The organism is Actinocorallia longicatena (genome assembly GCF_039534125.1).
Taxonomy (GTDB): domain Bacteria; phylum Actinomycetota; class Actinomycetes; order Streptosporangiales; family Streptosporangiaceae; genus Actinocorallia; species Actinocorallia longicatena.
On record NZ_BAAAUV010000003.1, the window covers coordinates 528,739 to 546,843 of the forward strand.

The 18,105-nt window shown below is 68.2% G+C and carries 24 protein-coding genes and 1 pseudogene; 2 read left to right on the top strand and 23 right to left on the bottom strand.

Features of this window, described 5'->3' with window-relative positions; genetic code table 11:
- Window positions 1-93: 93 nt before the first annotated feature.
- The 20 genes from ABD785_RS08130 to ABD785_RS08225 all read right to left on the bottom strand — a co-directional run bounded on the left by ABD785_RS08130 (window position 94) and on the right by ABD785_RS08225 (window position 13,677).
- The gene (locus ABD785_RS08130) at window positions 94-279 is read right to left on the bottom strand and encodes a type Z 30S ribosomal protein S14 (protein WP_344824066.1); all 186 of its coding nucleotides are present in this window, start codon (window positions 277-279) and stop codon (window positions 94-96) included.
- 4 nt (window positions 280-283) lie between these two features.
- Window positions 284-853, bottom strand: a complete 570-nt coding sequence (gene rplE, locus ABD785_RS08135; protein WP_344824069.1) for a 50S ribosomal protein L5 — start codon at window positions 851-853, stop codon at window positions 284-286.
- A gap of 1 nt (window position 854) precedes the next feature.
- Complete coding sequence (gene rplX, locus ABD785_RS08140) at window positions 855-1,154, bottom strand: 50S ribosomal protein L24 (protein ID WP_344824072.1); 300 nt, start codon at window positions 1,152-1,154, stop codon at window positions 855-857.
- Entirely contained in the window at window positions 1,154-1,522 is a 369-nt protein-coding gene (gene rplN, locus ABD785_RS08145; RefSeq protein ID WP_344824075.1) for a 50S ribosomal protein L14, read from the bottom strand. The genes rplX and rplN overlap by 1 nt, the downstream gene beginning before the upstream one ends.
- A gap of 139 nt (window positions 1,523-1,661) precedes the next feature.
- On the bottom strand, window positions 1,662-1,949 hold the full coding sequence (gene rpsQ, locus ABD785_RS08150) for a 30S ribosomal protein S17 (protein WP_344824078.1): 288 nt from the start codon (window positions 1,947-1,949) through the stop codon (window positions 1,662-1,664).
- Window positions 1,946-2,176: a 50S ribosomal protein L29 gene (rpmC, locus tag ABD785_RS08155; RefSeq protein ID WP_344824081.1), complete on the bottom strand. Its 231-nt coding sequence runs from the start codon at window positions 2,174-2,176 to the stop codon at window positions 1,946-1,948. The genes rpsQ and rpmC overlap by 4 nt, the downstream gene beginning before the upstream one ends.
- A complete protein-coding gene (rplP, locus tag ABD785_RS08160; protein ID WP_344824083.1) occupies window positions 2,176-2,592 on the bottom strand; it encodes a 50S ribosomal protein L16 in 417 nt (138 codons plus the stop codon). Before rplP ends, rpmC begins: the two co-directional genes overlap by 1 nt.
- 5 nt (window positions 2,593-2,597) lie before the next feature.
- On the bottom strand, window positions 2,598-3,449 hold the full coding sequence (rpsC, locus tag ABD785_RS08165; RefSeq protein WP_344824086.1) for a 30S ribosomal protein S3: 852 nt from the start codon (window positions 3,447-3,449) through the stop codon (window positions 2,598-2,600).
- The gene (gene rplV, locus ABD785_RS08170; RefSeq protein ID WP_344824089.1) at window positions 3,449-3,820 is read right to left on the bottom strand and encodes a 50S ribosomal protein L22; all 372 of its coding nucleotides are present in this window, start codon (window positions 3,818-3,820) and stop codon (window positions 3,449-3,451) included. The genes rpsC and rplV overlap by 1 nt, the downstream gene beginning before the upstream one ends.
- Before the next feature lie 26 nt (window positions 3,821-3,846).
- Window positions 3,847-4,128, bottom strand: coding sequence for a 30S ribosomal protein S19 (rpsS, locus tag ABD785_RS08175; protein ID WP_344824091.1), 282 nt, complete (start codon window positions 4,126-4,128; stop codon window positions 3,847-3,849).
- 8 nt (window positions 4,129-4,136) lie between these two features.
- Window positions 4,137-4,970 (bottom strand): 50S ribosomal protein L2, encoded by an 834-nt coding sequence (gene rplB / locus ABD785_RS08180; protein ID WP_344824094.1) that lies wholly within the window; start codon window positions 4,968-4,970, stop codon window positions 4,137-4,139.
- A 41-nt stretch (window positions 4,971-5,011) separates the two neighbouring features.
- The gene (gene rplW / locus ABD785_RS08185; protein ID WP_344824096.1) at window positions 5,012-5,311 is read right to left on the bottom strand and encodes a 50S ribosomal protein L23; all 300 of its coding nucleotides are present in this window, start codon (window positions 5,309-5,311) and stop codon (window positions 5,012-5,014) included.
- Complete coding sequence (gene rplD, locus ABD785_RS08190; protein WP_344824100.1) at window positions 5,308-5,913, bottom strand: 50S ribosomal protein L4; 606 nt, start codon at window positions 5,911-5,913, stop codon at window positions 5,308-5,310. The genes rplW and rplD overlap by 4 nt, the downstream gene beginning before the upstream one ends.
- Window positions 5,910-6,566, bottom strand: a complete 657-nt coding sequence (rplC, locus tag ABD785_RS08195) for a 50S ribosomal protein L3 (RefSeq protein ID WP_344824103.1) — start codon at window positions 6,564-6,566, stop codon at window positions 5,910-5,912. The genes rplD and rplC overlap by 4 nt, the downstream gene beginning before the upstream one ends.
- A gap of 8 nt (window positions 6,567-6,574) precedes the next feature.
- Window positions 6,575-6,883 carry a 30S ribosomal protein S10 gene (rpsJ, locus tag ABD785_RS08200; RefSeq protein ID WP_012854632.1) on the bottom strand — a complete coding sequence of 103 codons (309 nt, stop codon included), beginning with the start codon at window positions 6,881-6,883 and terminating at the stop codon, window positions 6,575-6,577.
- Window positions 6,884-7,152: 269 nt separating this feature from the next.
- A complete protein-coding gene (tuf, locus tag ABD785_RS08205) occupies window positions 7,153-8,346 on the bottom strand; it encodes an elongation factor Tu (protein WP_344824106.1) in 1,194 nt (397 codons plus the stop codon).
- A 137-nt stretch (window positions 8,347-8,483) separates the two neighbouring features.
- A complete protein-coding gene (gene fusA, locus ABD785_RS08210; RefSeq protein ID WP_344824109.1) occupies window positions 8,484-10,595 on the bottom strand; it encodes an elongation factor G in 2,112 nt (703 codons plus the stop codon).
- 39 nt (window positions 10,596-10,634) lie between these two features.
- Window positions 10,635-11,105: a 30S ribosomal protein S7 gene (gene rpsG / locus ABD785_RS08215; RefSeq protein ID WP_230615144.1), complete on the bottom strand. Its 471-nt coding sequence runs from the start codon at window positions 11,103-11,105 to the stop codon at window positions 10,635-10,637.
- Window positions 11,105-11,479, bottom strand: coding sequence for a 30S ribosomal protein S12 (rpsL, locus tag ABD785_RS08220; RefSeq protein WP_344451848.1), 375 nt, complete (start codon window positions 11,477-11,479; stop codon window positions 11,105-11,107). Before rpsL ends, rpsG begins: the two co-directional genes overlap by 1 nt.
- Window positions 11,480-12,006: 527 nt before the next feature.
- Window positions 12,007-13,677, bottom strand: coding sequence for a hypothetical protein (locus ABD785_RS08225; RefSeq protein ID WP_344824112.1), 1,671 nt, complete (start codon window positions 13,675-13,677; stop codon window positions 12,007-12,009).
- A 174-nt stretch (window positions 13,678-13,851) separates the two neighbouring features.
- On the opposite strand from ABD785_RS08225, the gene ABD785_RS08230 reads away from it, so the two are divergent.
- Window positions 13,852-14,217 carry a DsrE family protein gene (locus tag ABD785_RS08230; protein ID WP_344824115.1) on the top strand — a complete coding sequence of 122 codons (366 nt, stop codon included), beginning with the start codon at window positions 13,852-13,854 and terminating at the stop codon, window positions 14,215-14,217.
- Between the two features lie 7 nt (window positions 14,218-14,224).
- Here ABD785_RS08230 and ABD785_RS08235 read toward each other — a convergent pair whose 3' ends face one another.
- The 3 genes from ABD785_RS08235 to ABD785_RS08245 all read right to left on the bottom strand — a co-directional run bounded on the left by ABD785_RS08235 (window position 14,225) and on the right by ABD785_RS08245 (window position 17,183).
- Window positions 14,225-15,166 carry a hypothetical protein gene (locus ABD785_RS08235; protein WP_344824116.1) on the bottom strand — a complete coding sequence of 314 codons (942 nt, stop codon included), beginning with the start codon at window positions 15,164-15,166 and terminating at the stop codon, window positions 14,225-14,227.
- 75 nt (window positions 15,167-15,241) lie between these two features.
- Window positions 15,242-15,961, bottom strand: coding sequence for a type 1 glutamine amidotransferase (locus ABD785_RS08240; RefSeq protein WP_344824119.1), 720 nt, complete (start codon window positions 15,959-15,961; stop codon window positions 15,242-15,244).
- Window positions 15,951-17,183, bottom strand: coding sequence for a MurT ligase domain-containing protein (locus ABD785_RS08245; RefSeq protein WP_344824122.1), 1,233 nt, complete (start codon window positions 17,181-17,183; stop codon window positions 15,951-15,953). Before ABD785_RS08245 ends, ABD785_RS08240 begins: the two co-directional genes overlap by 11 nt.
- Before the next feature lie 479 nt (window positions 17,184-17,662).
- Here ABD785_RS08245 and ABD785_RS08250 point away from each other — a divergent pair.
- Window positions 17,663-18,105, top strand: a pseudogene (locus ABD785_RS08250) (hypothetical protein); the annotation flags it as partial.

Sequence of the window (18,105 nt, forward strand, 5' to 3'; positions counted from 1 at the left end):
TTGTTCGTACAGTACGCGACCCCGCCCCCGACCGCCGAATCGGCGATCGGGGGAGGAGCTTCACGTTGTGGTGCTAATCGCTGGTGCTGTCGGCTACCAAGAGGACTTGGTGATGCCGGGCAGCTCGCCGCGGTGAGCCATCTCACGGAAGCAGACACGGCACAGGCCGAACTTCCGGTAGACGGAGTGCGGACGCCCGCAGCGCGAGCAGCGGGTGTAGGCGCGCACGGCGAACTTCGGCTTGCGAGCAGCCTTAGCGATGAGGGACTTCTTCGCCATTTTCCTAGGCCTCCTTGAACGGGAAGCCGAGGAGCTTCAGCAGCGCCCGGCCCTCTTCGTCATTCGTGGCGGTCGTCACGATCGTGATGTCCATGCCACGCTGGCGGTCGACCTTGTCGACGTCGACCTCGTGGAACATGACCTGCTCGGTGAGACCGAAGGTGTAGTTGCCACGGCCGTCGAACTGCTTGGGGCTCAGGCCGCGGAAGTCGCGGATGCGCGGCAGCGCGAGCGACAGCAGACGGTCCAGGAACTCCCACATGCGGTCGCCACGGAGGGTGACGTGCGCGCCGATCGGCATGCCCTCACGCAGCTTGAACTGCGCGATGGACTTCTTGGCCCGGGCGACGGCCGGCTTCTGGCCGGTGATCGCGGTCAGGTCCTTGACGGCACCTTCGATGAGCTTCGCGTCACGCGCGGCCTCACCGACGCCCATGTTCACCACGATCTTGGTCAGACCGGGGATGTTCATGACGTTCTCGATGCCGAGCTGCTCCTGCAGCTGCTGACGAAGCTCCTCGCGGTACTTCGTCTTCAGCCGCGGCTGCGGGATCTCAGTGGTGGTTTCGGTCATCTCAGATCTCCTTGCCGGTACGACGCGAGATCCGGACCTTCTTGCCGTCGACGACAGAGAAACCGACGCGAGCCGGCTTGCCGTCCTCGAGCAGCGCCACGTTGCTGACGTGCAGCGGAGCCTCGACGGTGACGATGCCACCGCCCTTGCCCTGGGCGTCGACCTTGGTGTTCTTCTTGATGAGGTTCGCACCCTCGACCGTGACGCGATCGCGCTTCAGGTCGACGGCGATGACCTTGCCGGTGGCGCCCTTGGACTTACCGGCGATGATGACGACCTCGTCGCCCTTACGGATCTTCATTACAGCACCTCCGGCGCGAGCGAGACGATGCGCATGAACTTCTTCTCGCGCAGCTCGCGGCCGACCGGGCCGAAGATGCGGGTTCCGCGCGGGTCCCCGCCGTCCTTGATGAGCACGGCCGCGTTCTCGTCGAAACGAATGTAGGAACCGTCGGCGCGACGGACTTCCTTACGCGTACGGACGACGACCGCCTTGACGACGTCACCCTTCTTCACGCCGGCCGCGGGAAGGGCGTCCTTCACCGTGGCGACGATGATGTCGCCGATGCCCGCATAGCGCCGACCGGAGCCACCGAGAACACGGATGCAAAGGATCTCCTTCGCACCAGTGTTGTCGGCGACCTTAAGTCGCGACTCCTGCTGGATCACTTCTAACTCCTGTTGGTTCTCACCGGTTCTCCACCCGGGGTGGAGCCTGGTGGATTTGCTCCTCGGGGATTCACCCCGAGAAGGGAGTGCGGGGAGTCCGGGACCCTCGGGCCCCGGACCAGGCCCCCCGCAGTTCCAGTTACTTGGCCTTTTCGAGGATCTCGATGACGCGCCAGCGCTTGGTGGCCGACAGCGGACGGGTCTCCATGAGACGCACCCGGTCGCCGACACCAGCGGCGTTCTGCTCGTCATGAGCCTTGTACTTGGTCGTACGGCGGATGATCTTGCCGTACAGCCGGTGCTTGACGCGGTCCTCGACGGCGACGACGACGGTCTTGTCCATCTTGTCGCTCACGACCAGGCCCTCGCGGACCTTGCGGTTCCCGCGGGTCTTGTCGGTCTCGGTCGCAGTAACCTCTGCGCTCACTTCTCGCCCTCCTCGGCAACGGTGACGATGCCGAGCTCGCGCTCCCGCATCACGGTGTAGATGCGCGCGATCTCACGCTTGACCGTGCGCAGCCGCCCGTGGTTCTCCAGCTGACCGGTGGCCGCCTGGAACCGGAGGTTGAAAAGCTCCTCCTTGAATTCCTTCAGCTTGGTCACCAGCTCGTCTTCGGGCTGGGTGCGCAGGTCTTCGGCCGTGGTGTTCGCCATTACTCGCCCACCTCCCTCTTCACGATTCGGCACTTCATGGGCAGCTTGTGAATGGCGCGGGTGAGCGCCTCACGAGCGATCTCTTCGTTCGGGTAAGACAGCTCGAACATGACCCGGCCCGGCTTCACGTTCGCGATCCACCACTCCGGAGAACCCTTACCGGAACCCATGCGGGTCTCGGCCGGCTTCTTCGTCAGCGGACGGTCCGGGAAGATGTTGATCCAGACCTTGCCGCCACGCTTGATGTGGCGGGTCATGGCGATACGAGCGGACTCGATCTGCCGGTTGGTCACGTAGTGACCCTCGACAGCCTGAATCCCGTACTCGCCGAAGGTCACCTTCGTGCCACCCTTGGCCATGCCGCGACGGCGGGGGTGGTGCTGCTTACGGTGCTTGACCTTGCGAGGGATCAGCATGGCGTTCAGCTCCCCTCAGGCGCCGGAGCGGCGGCCTCGGGGGCAGCAGCGGGCGCGGTGTTCTCAGTGGTACGCGGGGCGCGCTCGCCGCGCGCTCCGCCACGGGCGCCGCCGCGAGCGGGCCGCTCGCCGCCACGGCCGCCACGGCGGTCTCCGCCACGACGGTCGTTGCCGCCACCGGCGCCGGCGCCGGCGCGCTGGGCAGCGGCACGCTGCTCGCGCTCGGCGCGGGTCGGGGCCGCGTCACCCTTGTAGATCCAGACCTTCACGCCGATCCGGCCGAACGTCGTACGGGCCTCGTAGAAGCCGTAGTCGATGTCGGCGCGCAGGGTGTGGAGCGGAACCTGGCCCTCGCGGTAGAACTCGCTGCGGGACATCTCCGCGCCGCCCAGACGACCGGAGCACTGGACCTTGATGCCCTTGGCGCCGGCCTTCATCGTCGACTGGAGCGCCTTGCGCATCGCCCGGCGGAACGCGACGCGGCTCGAGAGCTGCTCCGCGACGCCCTGGGCGACGAGCTGGGCGTCCATCTCGGGGTTCTTGACCTCGAGGATGTTCAGCTGGACCTGCTTGCCCGTGAGCTTCTCGAGGTCGCCGCGGATGCGGTCGGCCTCGGCGCCACGGCGGCCGATCACGATGCCCGGACGGGCGGTGTGGATGTCGACGCGGACCCGGTCACGGGTGCGCTCGATCTCGACCTTGGAGATGCCGGCCCGGTCCATGCCCTTGGTGAGCATGCGACGGATCGCGACGTCTTCCTTGATGTAGTCCTTGTAGAGCTTTTCGGCGTACCAGCGGCTCTTGAAGTCGGTGGTGATACCAAGGCGGAACCCATGCGGGTTGATCTTCTGCCCCACTACCGGGCCCTCCTTGTCTTCTTGATCGAAGCACCGTCTTCGAGAGACTCGAGGACCACGGTGATGTGGCTGGTGCGCTTGTTGATGCGGTACGCGCGACCCTGAGCCCGCGGACGGAACCGCTTCAGGGTCGGACCCTCGTCAACGTAGGTCTTGGACACGAACAGCGTGTCCTCGGCCAGGTTGAAGTTGTGGGTGGCGTTGGCGACGGCGCTCTTCAGCACCTTGCCGACCGGCTCGCTGGCTGCCTGAGGGGCGAAGCGCAGCACAGCCTGAGCCTCCGCGGCCTGCAGGCCACGAATAAGGTCCACCACGCGGCGGGCCTTCCTGGGCGTGACGCGCACGAAACGCGCCTGGGCCCTGGCTTCCATGACTGATCCCTTCGGTTTGCTGCGCGTCAGCCTCGACGGCTGCGGCGGTCTTCCTTGACGTGGCTGCGGAACGTGCGGGTGAGAGCGAACTCGCCCAGCTTGTGCCCGACCATCGACTCACTGACGAACACCGGGACGTGCTTACGGCCGTCGTGCACGGCGATCGTGTGACCGATCATCGCGGGCACGATCATGGAGCGCCGCGACCACGTCTTGATGACGGTGTGGGTCCCCTTCTCGTTCTGTACGTCCACCTTCTTCATGAGGTGGTCGTCCACGAAGGGGCCCTTCTTAAGGCTACGTGGCATGACGACTCCTACCGCTTCTTGTTGCTGCGACGACGAACGATCAGCTTGTCGCTCGGCTTGCCGGCCTTGCGGGTCCGGCCTTCCTTCTGGCCCCACGGGCTGACCGGGTGACGTCCACCGGAGGTCTTGCCCTCACCACCACCGTGCGGGTGGTCGATCGGGTTCATGGCCACACCGCGGACGGTCGGGCGCTTGCCCTTCCACCGCATACGGCCGGCCTTGCCCCAGTTGATGTTGGACTGCTCGGCGTTGCCGACCTCTCCAACCGTCGCGCGGCAACGCACGTCGACCTTGCGCATCTCACCGGACGGCATACGCAGCGTGGCGTAGGCGCCCTCCTTGGCGAGCAGCTGCGCGCCGGAACCCGCGGAACGGGCCAGCTTCGCGCCGCCACCGGGCTTGAGCTCGATCGCGTGAACGACCGTACCCGCCGGGATGTTGCGCAGCGGGAGGCAGTTGCCGGGCTTGATGTCGGCGCCGGCGCCGTTCTCCACGGGGTCGCCCTGCTTCAGACCCTGGGGGGCGATGATGTAGCGCTTCTCGCCGTCCGCGTAGTGCAGCAGCGCGATGCGGGCGGTCCGGTTGGGGTCGTACTCGATGTGAGCGACCTTGGCCGGGACGCCGTCCTTGTCGTGACGACGGAAGTCGATCACGCGGTAGGCGCGCTTGTGGCCGCCACCGTGGTGGCGGGTGGTGATGCGGCCGTTGTTGTTACGGCCGCCCTTCTTGGGGAGCGGTCGCAGCAGCGACTTCTCCGGCTCGGACCGCGTGATCTCGACGAAGTCGGCCACGCTGGAGCCACGACGACCCGGAGTCGTCGGCTTGTACTTACGGATGCCCATCTTTTTCGTTCATCCCCTACTAATTCTTCGGTCGCCCGGCTCTAGGCCTGGGGGCCGAAGATGTCGATCCGCTCGCCCTCCGCCAGGCTGACGATCGCGCGCTTGGTGTCCTTGCGCGTGCCGTAGCCGAAGCGGGTCCGCTTGCGCTTACCCTGCCGGTTGATGGTGTTCACGCCGATGACCTTGACGCCGAAGACCTCTTCCACCGCCTGGCGGATCTGGGTCTTGTTGGCGCTGGTGTCCACCAGGAACGTGTACTTGCCCTCGTCGAGCAGCCCGTAGGACTTCTCGGAGACGACCGGCGCGAGAAGGATGTCCCGGGGGTCGTAGATCTTGCTCACTTCGCGCTCCCCTTGGCGTGGGCGAGGAATTCCTCGTACCCCTTCTCGGTGAACACGACGTCGTCGTTGACCATCACGTCGTACGTGTTGAGCTGGTCGGCGACGATGACGTGCACGCTCGGCTCGTTGCGCAGGGACTTCCAGGTCAGCTCGTCCTCGCGGTTCAGCACCACGAGCACGCGCTTGGCGGAGGTCACCAGGCGCAGCGCATTGACAGCGGTCTTGGTCTTGGGCGTCTCGCCCTCGATCAGGCTGCTGACGATGTGGACCTGGCCGACGCGGGCCCGGTCGCTGAGGGCGGACCGCAGAGCGGCCTGCTTCATCTTCTTGGGCGTCTTCTGGGTGTAGTCGCGCGGCTGCGGGCCGTGGACGATGCCACCGCCGGCGAACTGCGGCGCGCGGGTCGAGCCCTGACGGGCGCGGCCGGTGCCCTTCTGGCGGTACGGCTTCTTGCCACCACCGCGGACTTCGCCGCGGGTCTTGGTCTTGTGGGTGCCCTGGCGCGCCGCGGCGAGCTGGGCCCAGACGACCTGGTGGATCAGCGGGATGTTGACCTTCGACTCGAAGATCTCCGGCGCGAGCGTGACGTCGACCTTGCTCATGCCTGGACCTCCATCTTCTTCACGGCGTTGCGGATCAGAACCAGGCCGCCGTTGGGGCCGGGAACGGCACCCTTGATCAGGATGAGGTTCTTCTCGGCGTCCACGGCGTGGACCGTGAGGTTCTGAACGGTCTTGCGGACCGTGCCCATGCGGCCGGCCATGCGAAGACCCTTGAAAACGCGACCGGGGGTCGCGCAGCCGCCGATGGAGCCCGGCGAGCGGTGCTTGCGCTGCACGCCGTGACCGGCGCCCAGGCCGGAGAAGCCGTGACGCTTCATGACACCGGCGAATCCCTTGCCCTTGCTCGTGCCCGTCGCGTCGACCTTCTGGCCGGCCTCGAAGGTCGTGGCGAGGACTTCCTGGCCGAGCTCGTAGGCGCTGACGTCGTCAGTGCGCAGCTCGACGAGGTAGCGGCGGGGCGTGACGCCCGCCTTCTCGAAGTGTCCCGCCAGAGGCTTGTTCACCTTGCGCGGGTCGATCTGTCCGAAACCGAGCTGCACGGCGTTGTAACCGTCGTTCTCGGTGGAGCGAACCTGGGTGACGACATTGGGCCCAGCCAGAACGACGGTGACGGGCACGATCTTGCCGTCAGCGTCGTAGACCTGGGTCATGCCGAGCTTTTCGCCCAGGATGCCCTTCCTGCTGATGCTCATTGGAATCCTTAGAGCTTGATCTCGATGTCCACGCCCGCCGGAAGGTCGAGCCGCATGAGCGAGTCAACCGTCTTGGGGGTGGGGTCGATGATGTCGATCAGCCGCTTGTGCGTGCGCATCTCGAAGTGCTCGCGGCTGTCCTTGTACTTGTGCGGCGAGCGGATGACGCAGTACACGTTCTTCTCGGTCGGCAGCGGCACCGGGCCGGCGACCTTGGCGCCCGTCCGCGTCACGGTCTCGACGATCTTCTTTGCGGAAGAGTCGATGACCTCGTGGTCGTATGCCTTCAGCCGAATGCGGATCTTCTGTCCCGCCATAGCGCCCGTGTGTCCTTTGCTGCTCAGCACGGAGTGTGGACTCCGCGCATTAACCTCCCGACTCGCGAGAGGCGGGCTGACGTGTCAAAACCGGGGTTGGTGCGCGGTCCTTGCGGACACACGTGGCCCCGGATGCGTGTTCTAGTTGGGAACTAGAACCAGGATATGCAACGACGGGGATACCTTCCGTCATTCCGGGGCACTTCCCCGCCGCCGCATACTGTGATGCTGGTTACTCTACGGGGGCTCTCACCCCCGCGGAGCGGGTATTACTTGAGGATCTTGGCGACGCGACCGGCGCCGACCGTCCGGCCACCCTCACGGATGGCGAACTTGAGACCCTCCTCCATGGCGATCGGCTGGATCAGCTCGACGCGCATGTCGGTGTTGTCGCCCGGCATGACCATCTCGACACCCTCGGGGAGGTTGACGACGCCGGTCACGTCCGTGGTACGGAAGTAGAACTGCGGGCGGTAGTTGTTGAAGAACGGGGTGTGGCGGCCGCCCTCGTCCTTGGACAGGATGTAGACCGCGGCCTCGAACTCGGTGTGCGGGGTGTTGGTGCCCGGCTTGATGATGCACTGGCCGCGCTCGACGTCCTCGCGCTTGATGCCACGGAGCAGGAGGCCGACGTTGTCGCCCGCCTGGCCCTGGTCGAGGAGCTTGCGGAACATCTCGACACCGGTGACGGTGGTCGAGGTGGCCTTCTCCTTGATGCCGATGATGTCGACGACCTCGTTGACGTTGACGACGCCACGCTCGATGCGGCCGGTGACGACGGTGCCGCGACCGGTGATCGAGAAGACGTCCTCGATCGGCATGAGGAACGGCTTGTCGGTGTCGCGCTCGGGCTGCGGGACGTTCTCGTCCACGGCCTTCATGAGCTCGAGGATGGTGCCGGCCCACTTCTCGTCGCCCTGCAGGGCCTGGTACGCGGAGACGCGCACGACGGGAAGGTCGTCGCCCGGGAACTCGTACTCGGAGAGCAGCTCACGGACCTCGAGCTCGACGAGCTCCAGGATCTCCTCGTCGTCCACCATGTCGCACTTGTTCAGCGCGACGACGATGTAGGGCACGCCGACCTGGCGGGCCAGGAGCACGTGCTCCTTGGTCTGCGGCATCGGGCCGTCGGTGGCGGCCACGACCAGGATCGCGCCGTCCATCTGCGCGGCACCCGTGATCATGTTCTTGATGTAGTCAGCGTGACCGGGGCAGTCGACGTGCGCGTAGTGACGCGACTCGGTCTGGTACTCGACGTGCGCGATCGAGATGGTGATACCGCGCTCGCGCTCCTCCGGCGCCTTGTCGATGTCCTCGAACGCCGAGGCGGCGTTCAGGTTCGGGTAGGCGTCGTGCAGGACCTTGGTGATCGCCGCGGTAAGGGTGGTCTTACCGTGGTCGATGTGACCGATGGTGCCGATGTTTACGTGCGGCTTGGTCCGCTCGAACTTGGCCTTAGCCACGAGTTCTCCTCAGTATTGCGATCCCCCGGCCGCCCTGCAGGGGCCGGCCGCTGTGAATCTGACGTACGTACGTTGTCTGGCTGGTGTGGTGCTTCGGCCGATCCGGGCGGGTGGATTCCCGCCCGGATCGTCGGGGCTTATTCGCCCTTGGCCTTGGCGATGATCTCCTGCGCGACGTTCGAGGGAACCTCGGCGTAGGAATCGAACTGCATGGTGAAAACAGCCCGGCCCTGGGTCTTGCTGCGCAGGTCCCCCACGTAACCGAACATCTCAGAGAGGGGCACGAGCGCCTTGACGATCCGCGCGCCGTGAGACTCGTCCATGGCCTGGATCTGGCCACGGCGCGAGTTCAGGTCGCCGATCACGTCGCCCATGTTGTCCTCGGGCGTGGTCACGTCCACGGCCATCATCGGCTCGAGGAGCACAGGACCGGCCCGGCGGGCCGCTTCCTTGAACGCCATCGAACCGGCGACCTTGAACGCCATTTCCGAGGAGTCCACCTCGTGGTAGGCACCGTCGAGCAGCGTCACCTTCACGCCGACCATCGGGTACCCGGCGAGAACGCCGAACTCGGCCGCGTCCTGGCAGCCCGCGTCCACCGAGGGGATGTACTCCCTGGGGATACGGCCACCGGAGACCTTGTTCTCGAACTCGTAGGCGTCGCTGCCGCCGCCGAGCGGGGACAGCGTGATGATCACGCGACCGAACTGGCCGGAGCCACCCGTCTGCTTCTTGTGGGTGTACTCGACCTTCTCGACCGTCTTCGTGATCGACTCGCGGTAGGCGACCTGGGGCCGTCCGACGTTGGCCTCGACCTTGAACTCGCGCTTCATCCGGTCGACGAGGATCTCCAGGTGGAGCTCGCCCATGCCCGAGATGATCGTCTGACCGGTCTCCTCGTCCGTCCGGACCTGGAAGGACGGGTCCTCCTCGGCCAGACGCTGGATCGCGGTACCGAGCTTCTGCTGGTCGGCCTTGGTCTTCGGCTCGATCGCCACGCTGATGACCGGCGCCGGGAAGCTCATCGACTCGAGAACGACGGGGTTCTTCTCGTCGGCGAGGGTCTCGCCCGTGGTGGTCTGCTTGAGACCCATGACGGCGACGATGTCGCCGGCGCCCACGCGGTCGATCTCCTCACGCTTGTTCGCGTGCATGCGGTAGATCTTGCCGATGCGCTCCTTGCGTCCCCGAACGGTGTTCAGGTAGGAGGAGCCGGCTTCGAGCACACCGGAGTACACGCGGACGAAGGTGAGCTTGCCCAGGTGCGGGTCGGACATGATCTTGAACGCGAGACCGGAGAACGGCTCGTCCTCCGACGGCTGGCGCAGGATGACGGTCTCCTCGTCACCCATCTTGTGGCCCTCGATCGCGTCGACGTCCAGCGGGGACGGCAGGAAGCGAACGATCGCGTCGAGCAGGGGCTGAACGCCCTTGTTCTTGAACGCGGTGCCACAGAACACCGGGGTGAGCTTCGCGGCGAGGGTCGCGCGACGGATCGCCGGGACGATCTGCTCGTTGGTGGGCTCGCCACCCTCGAGGTAGATCTCCATGATCTCGTCGTCGTTCTCGGCGAGGGTCTCGATGAGCTTCGCGCGCCAGTCGGCAGCGGCCTCGAGGTGGGTGTCGGGGATGTCGACGGTGTCGTACATCTCGCCCAGCTTGGCCTCGGCGTTCCAGACGAGCGCCTTCATCCCGACCAGGTCGATGACGCCCTTGAAGTCCGCCTCGGCGCCGATCGGCAGCTGCATCACGAGCGGGACCGCGTTGAGGCGGTTCACGATCATGTCGACACAGCGGTGGAACTCGGCGCCGGTGCGGTCAAGCTTGTTGACGAAGCAGATCCGCGGCACGCCGTACCGGTCGGCCTGACGCCAAACGGTCTCGGACTGCGGCTCGACGCCGGCCACACCGTCGAAGACGGCGACGGCGCCGTCGAGGACGCGCAGCGAGCGCTCGACCTCGACGGTGAAGTCCACGTGGCCCGGGGTGTCGATGATGTTGATGGTGTTCTCAACATTGTCGACGGACCACTTGCAGGTCACAGCAGCAGAGGTGATCGTGATGCCACGCTCCTGCTCCTGCTCCATCCAGTCGGTGGTCGCAGCGCCGTCGTGAACCTCGCCGATCTTGTAGCTCATGCCCGTGTAGTACAGGATGCGCTCGGTCGTCGTGGTCTTGCCAGCGTCGATGTGCGCCATGATCCCGATGTTGCGGACCCTGTTGAGGTCTACACCGGTCTTAGCAGCCATTGTGCTCGCGTCCTTCTCGTCTGCTCGTCATCACCGCTGCTACCAGCGGTAGTGGGCGAAGGCCTTGTTGGACTCGGCCATCTTGTGGGTGTCCTCGCGCTTCTTGACCGAGGCGCCCAGGCCATTGCTGGCGTCCAGGAGCTCGTTCATGAGGCGCTCGGTCATGGTCTTCTCGCGACGGCCACGGGAGTACGTGACCAGCCAGCGCAGCGCCAGAGTCGTGCTGCGGGCCGGACGGACCTCGACCGGGACCTGGTAGGTCGCGCCACCGACGCGGCGGGACTTGACCTCGATGGTCGGCTTCACGTTGTCGAGCGCGCGCTTGAGCGTGACGACCGGGTCGTTGCCGGTCTTCTCGCGGCAGCCCTCGAGGGCGTTGTAGACGATGCGCTCGGCGATGGAGCGCTTCCCGTCCAGCAGGATCTTGTTGATCAGGCTGGTGACCAGCGGGGAGTTGTAGACCGGGTCAGCGACCAGAACGCGCTTGCCCGCGGGGCCCTTACGCGGCATTAGCTCTTCTCCTTCTTCGCGCCGTAGCGGCTGCGCGCCTGCTTGCGGTTGCGGACACCCTGGGTGTCCAGCGAACCACGGATGATCTTGTAACGAACACCGGGCAGGTCCTTCACACGACCGCCACGCACGAGCACGATGGAGTGCTCCTGCAGGTTGTGCCCGACACCGGGGATGTACGCGGTGACCTCGATGCCGCTGGTGAGCCGGACGCGCGCGACCTTACGCAGGGCCGAGTTCGGCTTCTTCGGCGTGGTCGTGTACACACGCGTGCAGACGCCGCGACGCTGAGGAGAACCCTTCAGCGCGGGCGTCTTGGTCTTGGTCACCTTGTCCTGGCGGCCCTTTCGGACCAGCTGCTGGATTGTGGGCACCGCTCTCCGTCTTCCTTCGTCGTACCGGGCCCGGTCTCCGCGACCGGGTCAGCGTGGGCTGTCCACACTGTGTTTTGTATGCGCGAGTCACACCCGGAATTTCTGTCCGCGCATAACCCTGATCCGCTGTTCTTGCGAGCTTTGGACCTGCAGGTTTCCTGCTCTCCCCGACCCCCGCGGTCGGGCGTGTCGCACCGGCCGCACTCCGCCAGGCTCCAGCGGAGCCTCGCGATGAGGGGAGTCAAGTTGCGCCGCGCCACCGGGTCTTCGGACCCCGCTTTGCGCGCACGCAGGCGAGCCCACCAAAGGCGGGCACGAAAGGAGAGGGTACCTAACCCCTGCACCCGAGGTCAAAGCGAATGGCTCATTACCGGGTCCGATGCCCGCTGCGCAACCTTCCGCACGCCTCCTGGACACTCCCCGGATACAACGTTCGTCCCGCTTTCGCTTGTTCCCTGGGAGCGAAAAAAGCGTCAGACCCGCCCGAAAGGACGGGTCTGACGCGCGGAACGTTCGCGGCCGGTGCCTCAGAGCACGAAGGCGACCACGATCACGGCGATGGCGACCAGGGCCACGAGGCCGAGCCAGATCCAGATCTTGTTGGAGCCGCCCTCCTCCTCCGGGGCCGCCTGCGGCTGCCCGTACTGGCCACCCTGCTGGGGCTGCGCGTACTGGCCCGGCTGGGCGTAGGGGTTCTGGCCCTGCTGCTGGCCGTACTGACCTTGCTGACCCTGCTGGCCGTGCTGCTGCTGGCCGTAGGGGCTCTGGGCCTGCGGCTGGCCGTACTGCTGCTGGCCCTGCTGGCCGTAAGGGCCCTGGGCCTGCGGCTGGCCGTACTGCTGCTGGCCGAAGGCCTGGGTGGCGTCCTCGTCCTGCTGGGGCTGCTGGACCTGAGGCTGCTGGGCCTGAGGCTGCTGGGCTTGGGGCTGCTGGGCCGCCTGCTGCCACTGGGCGGCGTTGAAGTCCAGCCGGGTGTCGCCGCCGATGGGCGGCTGGGGCTGCTGCTGGGGCGGCTCGGGGTTGAGCGCCTGGGTCGACAGGGCGTCCTCGCTCTGCCAGCCGGAGTCCTGCCGGGCCGTCTCGGCCGGCTTGTTGGTCACCAGCGGGATGTCGCCGGGGAACGGCGGCTGCTGGGGCGGCTGCTGCGGCTGCGCGGACGGGGCCGGGAAGAAGGCCGTGGGCTTGGCCTCCTCGATCGGGCCGCCGGGCAGCACGGTCTGGTCGCTGACGCTCCGCTCGGGGGCCGGGAAGTCCGGCTGCGGGAGCTGGAGGCCGGGGACGATCGCGGTGGCGGGCGCCTCGCCCACCACGGGACGGTCGAAGGTGGTCTGGTCGAAGGTCGGACGCGGGTGCGGGGCGGTGCCCCACGGGTCCTCGTTCGACGGCTGGTAGCCGCCGGGCGCGGGCGGCTGGGCGGCCGAGATCTCCGGCGCGGGCGGCTGGAAGGCCGAGGGGGCGTCGGGCACGGGCGGCGGAGCCTGCCACTGTGACTGCGGCGCGGCCGGCGACTGCGGCACGGCAGGCGGCTGCGGTTCGGCGTGCCTGCCGGTGGAGGGCTTCTGCTCGAAGGCCGGCGGCGGCGGGTAGGCGGCCGTCTCCTCACCCTGCGGGGGCTGCGGGGCCTGCGGGAAACCGGGCGGCGGCGGGAAGGAGGGCGTGGCCTGAACGGGCGGCGCGAAGGCGTCGGGCGCGGAGTCCGCGGGCGGCGGCGGGAACGACGGCGGCTCCGCGGGCTGCTGCCAGGACGGCTGCTGCTGCTGCCAGCCCTGCTGCGGCGGGGCCGGCTGCTGGGGCTGTTCCGGCTGCTGCCAGCCCTGGCGGGGCTCCAGCGGCTGCCAGCCGCCCTGGTCGGCCGGCTGCTGCGGCTGCTGCCCATGGGAAGGAGGCGCCGGCTGCCACTGCTGCGGCTCCGGCGGGGCAGGGAAGGCCTGCGGGGCGGGCTCGGTGGTCTGCCAGCCGGGGGCGGGCGGCTGGTAGGCGGGCGGCACCTGCTCGCCGGGGGCCTGGTAGCCGCCCGGCTGCTGGGGCGGTTGCTGCGCGGGCGGCTGGCCCGGCGGCCTCAGCTGCGGCGCTCCGAAGACGACGGTCCGCTCTCCGGCGGGCCTGATCGGCTGCTCGGGCTGTTCGGGGGCAGCGGGCTGCTCAGCCGACGCCGGCTCTTCGGGCGACGGCCACTGGGGGCCGTTCTGCTCGGTCATCGGTGGGCTCCTTACAGCGCCGGGTCAATCGGTGGTCAAAGCCGCCCGGTCTATACCACGCGACCAGTTCACAGCCTGCCTCCTGCTGCTCAATACAGCAAATCATCCGTTGCCGACACCAGAAAGATCCCATCGGTTCCCATCCCGGGAAATCACCGAAGTAGGCTGCCGACCATGAGCCGATCACTGGTGATCAAACTAACAGCGGGTTCGGACGCCCCCGAGCGCGCCAACCAGGCCTTCACGGTCGCGGCCGCCGCGGTGGCCAGCGGCGTCGAGGTCTCCTTCTGGCTCACCGGTGAGTCCGCCTGGTTCGCTCTGCCCGGCAGAGTCGCGGAGTTCCCCCCGCTCCCCCACGCCGCGCCGCTCGCCGATCTCCTCGACGTCGTCCTCTCCGCGGGGACCGTCACCCTCTGCACGCAGTGCGCCGCCCGCCGCGAGATCACCCAGTCCGACCTCATCGAGGGCGTCCGCATCGCCGGCGCCCCCGCCTTCGTCGAGGAGATCACCCGCCCGGACGTCCAGGCCCTCGTCTACTGAGCGTCGCTCAGCTCTGCTGGTAGACGACGGCGGTGAGCGCGCAGGGCGTGTGGAGGAAGAGGTAGTGGGCGCCCTCTCCGTACGCGTCCAGGTCGGCGCCGCCGATGAGGCCCACGTAGTCCATGGCCTGGTCGCAGGCCGGGCAGACGACGTAGTCCGGTGACTGGATCCATTCGGGTGAGCCGCCGAGCGTCGAGCCGCCCTCCTCCCACGCGCTGGCGAGCAGGGGCGACTCCCTGCGTTCGCCGATCTCGAAGCCGGTGGACGGCGGGGTCTCGGGGCCGGCGTCACGCAGGAAGGCGGGGCGGACGGTCCGTTCCGACCAGGCCGCGCCGCCCTCGGGGGTGACGTCGCTGAAGGTCGTGCCGTAGCACGAGCAGAAGTGGCAGGTGGTGACGCGCAGCCGTCCGCGCCAGCCGGTGTGGTCGAGCGCGCGGGCGACGGCCGGGTCGGCGGTGTCGACGTCGAGCGCGGTCCACAGGGGGCTGAGGCACCACGGGCACGCCTCCTGCGCGGGGGTCGCCTCCCCGGACGGGACGAGCCGGTAGGCGGTGGTGCCGTCGAGCAGGCGGACGCCGTCGCCGTCGGGCTGCCAGCCACCGTCGCGGGCCAGGGCGCGCAGTCCGCGGCCGTAGGGGTCGACGCCCTCGGGCAGGCTGTGCGACCAGCGCCGGAAGGTCTCCTCGACCTGCGGGCCGCGGGTCTGGGTGAGGGCGTACACGAGCCGGGCCGCCGCGTCCGGCTCGGTCTCGACGCGGTGCGCCGCGTACCGCTGGAAGTCGGCGTCGCCGCCCCGGTAGAGGACGGGCGCCCGCCACAGGACGTTCGCGGCCAGCACGCGCCGCAGATGGGGCGCGACGGCCTCCGGATCCACCGCCGCGAGGTCGGCGATCTCGTCCGCGGCGTCGTCGTCGCCGGACTCCAGCCTGGCCACCAGCTCTTCGATCATGAGCGGACGATAGCGGGCCGGTCGGACAGAGCAGGAAGCCCCCGGCGACGAGGCCGGGGGCTTCTGGTGAACGTCCTAGGAAGGGGTGGGGAGGACGGTCTTGAGGCGTTCGGTGCGGAGCTTGCCCGACCAGGTGTCGTCGATGCGCTGGAGGGGGCGCTTGAGCGCCCAGGTCAGGAGCAGGTCGGCGAGGGCGGGGTTGCGGACCAGCGCCGGGCCGTGCATGTAGGTGCCCATGACGTGGCCGCTGTAGGCGCCCTCGTAGCCGTTGCCGTTGCCGATGCCGACCAGGGTCTTGGCCAGCGGGATGGCGCCGGAGCCGAGGTGGGTGACGCCCTGGTGGTTCTCGAACCCGGTGATCATCGGGATCTCGAGGGCGGGGTCGACCTCGCCGACGATCTCACCGACGGCGCGGATCTCGCCGCGGCCGGAGCGGATGTCGAGCAGGCCCAGGCCGTCGACGGGCTGGCCCTCCTCGCCGCCGAACTCGTGGCCGAGGAGCTGGTAGCCCGCGCAGACCGCGAACACGGCCGCGCCGAACTCCACCGCGCGGTGCAGGCCGCCGTCGGCGCGCAGCCGCTGGGCCGCGAGGATCTGCGGACGGTCCTCACCGCCGCCCAGGAGGTAGATGTCGCCGTCGACCGGGATCGGCTCGTCGGAGTGGACGTTCACCGTGCGGGTCGGGATGCCGCGCAGCTTGGCCCTGCGCTCCAGGACGATGCAGTTCCCGCGGTCGCCGTAGGTGCTGAGCAGGTCCGGATAGATCCAGACGATTTTCACGATGTCAGAGGGCACGGCCGTACCTCGTTCGGATGGACTGGAAGGCGGTGTAGTTGGCGATCACGTCGAGCTTGCCGCCCTGGACTTCCCAGACGGCCTGCTCGATGTCCTCGACGACCTTGAAGTCGACCTCGGCGGCCTCGAGCCGGACGGCCAGGTCGAGCCTACGCTCGCCGGTGGCCCAGACGGGGCGTCCCTTGAGCACGCGGTAGTCGACGTCCCACAGCCAGGAGGTGTCGCGTCCGTCGGGGCCCTGGGCGTTGATCGCCAGGGCGACGGGGCCGGGCGCGGGGTCGAGCACGTCGAACGCCTCCAGCCAGCCGGCCGGGTTCTTCGCCAGCAGCAGCCGGATGTCGCGGCCCTCGTGCTGGACGGTCGTGTACCGGCCCGCCACCGAGGCGACGCGGCCGAGCAGCGGAAGGGCCTGCTGCGGCGCGATCCCGAACAGGGAGACGACGGCCAGCGACATCGCGCCGTTGGACCGGTTGGCCCGGCCCGGGAGCTGGAGGTCGAGGTCGTAGGTGTTGCCGTCGGGGGCCGTCACGCGGTTGCCGTGCAGGATCCAGTCGGGCTTGGGCCGGGCGAAGTGGCACTGGCGGCAGGCCCAGTGGCTGTGGTCGCGGTCGAGCGGCCCGCCGCACTCGGGGCAGCACCAGGAGTCCTCCTTCCAGTGCTGGCCCGCGGCGACCCAGGTGACGCGCTTGGCGGTCTGCGCGCCCCAGGTGACGAGCGGGTCGTCGCAGTTGGCCACGACGTGGGTGTCGGCGCCGTCGAGCGCCTTGCGCCACTTGCCGGCGAGCTGCCAGATCTCTCCGGCGCGGTCCATCTGGTCGCGGCTGAGGTTCATCAGCAGCACGACGTTCGCGCCGGTCTCCTTGAGGACGAGCGGCACGTACTTCTCGTCACACTCCAGGACGCCGTACTTCGCGTCGGGCTGCGAGGCCAGAGCGGAGACGTGCCCGGTCGGCATGTTCGCGCCGAACGCGTTGGTCGCGACCTCGCCGAGGCCGCTCATCGCGCTCGCGATGAGCCGCGTCGTGGTCGTCTTGCCGTTCGTCGCCGACACCAGCACGAGCTTCCGGTCGCTGGCCAGCCGGGTGAGCAGCTCCGGATCGAGCTTCAGCCCGATCTTCCCGCCGATCACCGAACCGTCGCCGCGCCCCGCCAGCCGCGACATTTTCGACGCGGTCCGCCCCAGCGCGACCGCCAACTGCGACCGCAGCGGAAGATCACTCATCGAATCCCTTTTCCCTTAGGCCCTTCGATGACTCTAGTAGGTGCACGGGGAGATCCGGTGGTGATCAGCGCCGAACCACCGGTTCGGATGCCTTCCGCGGTGAGAACACCACGAAGCGTGGCGATGTGATGCATAACGCACAACTACTTCTCTATCTACCTTGCGGTCTTACATACCGGAGGGACAAGGCAGAATCACCGGGTAACGACCGAGGCAGTAACTTGCCTTCACAGATCCCCCTAATGTCAGAGGACGAGCGTCGAAGGGTGAGTGCCATGCAGTGTCCGTCCTGCGCCGCACCGGCGCCCGAAGGCCGATCGCGCTGCGCTCACTGCGACGCTCCCCTCACCGCCCTCGCCGGCGCGTACGCCGCGCCGAGCCTCAGCACCGAGAAGACCATGCGACTGGACGCCTCGATGTGGACCGCACCCGCCTCGCCGGAGGAACCCGGCGAATCAACACAGTGGTGGAGCCCTGCCATGGAAGAGCCCACCCCGTCCCAGCACCCGTCGGCCCCGCACGCGTCGGCCCAGAACCCGGCGGTCCAGAACCCGGCGGTCCAGAACCCGGCGCAGCCGGCCGCGTCTCCGGTCGTCCCCGACGACTGGTTCGCCACGCCCATCGCCCCGGCGCAGGCCCCTTCGCTGGGCGAGCCCACGGGTCACTTCACCCCGGTCTTCGACGACCGGCCGTCGGCCCCGCAGCCCGCCGCCGCCGACCCGTGGTCGAGCGAGCAGAGCGCGCTGTCCGGCTCCTCCTGGCCGGCCCAGCCGCCGAACGGCGAGACCCCGTTCGCCGCGGCTCCCTGGCCCGCCGCCGCGCAGCAGCCCGACCCGGCGCCGTGGCAGCAGGCACCGCAGGACCCCTTCGGCTCCTCCTGGGCCGCCGCCCCCGCCGCAGGCGGCCTCGCCGCGACCCCGCC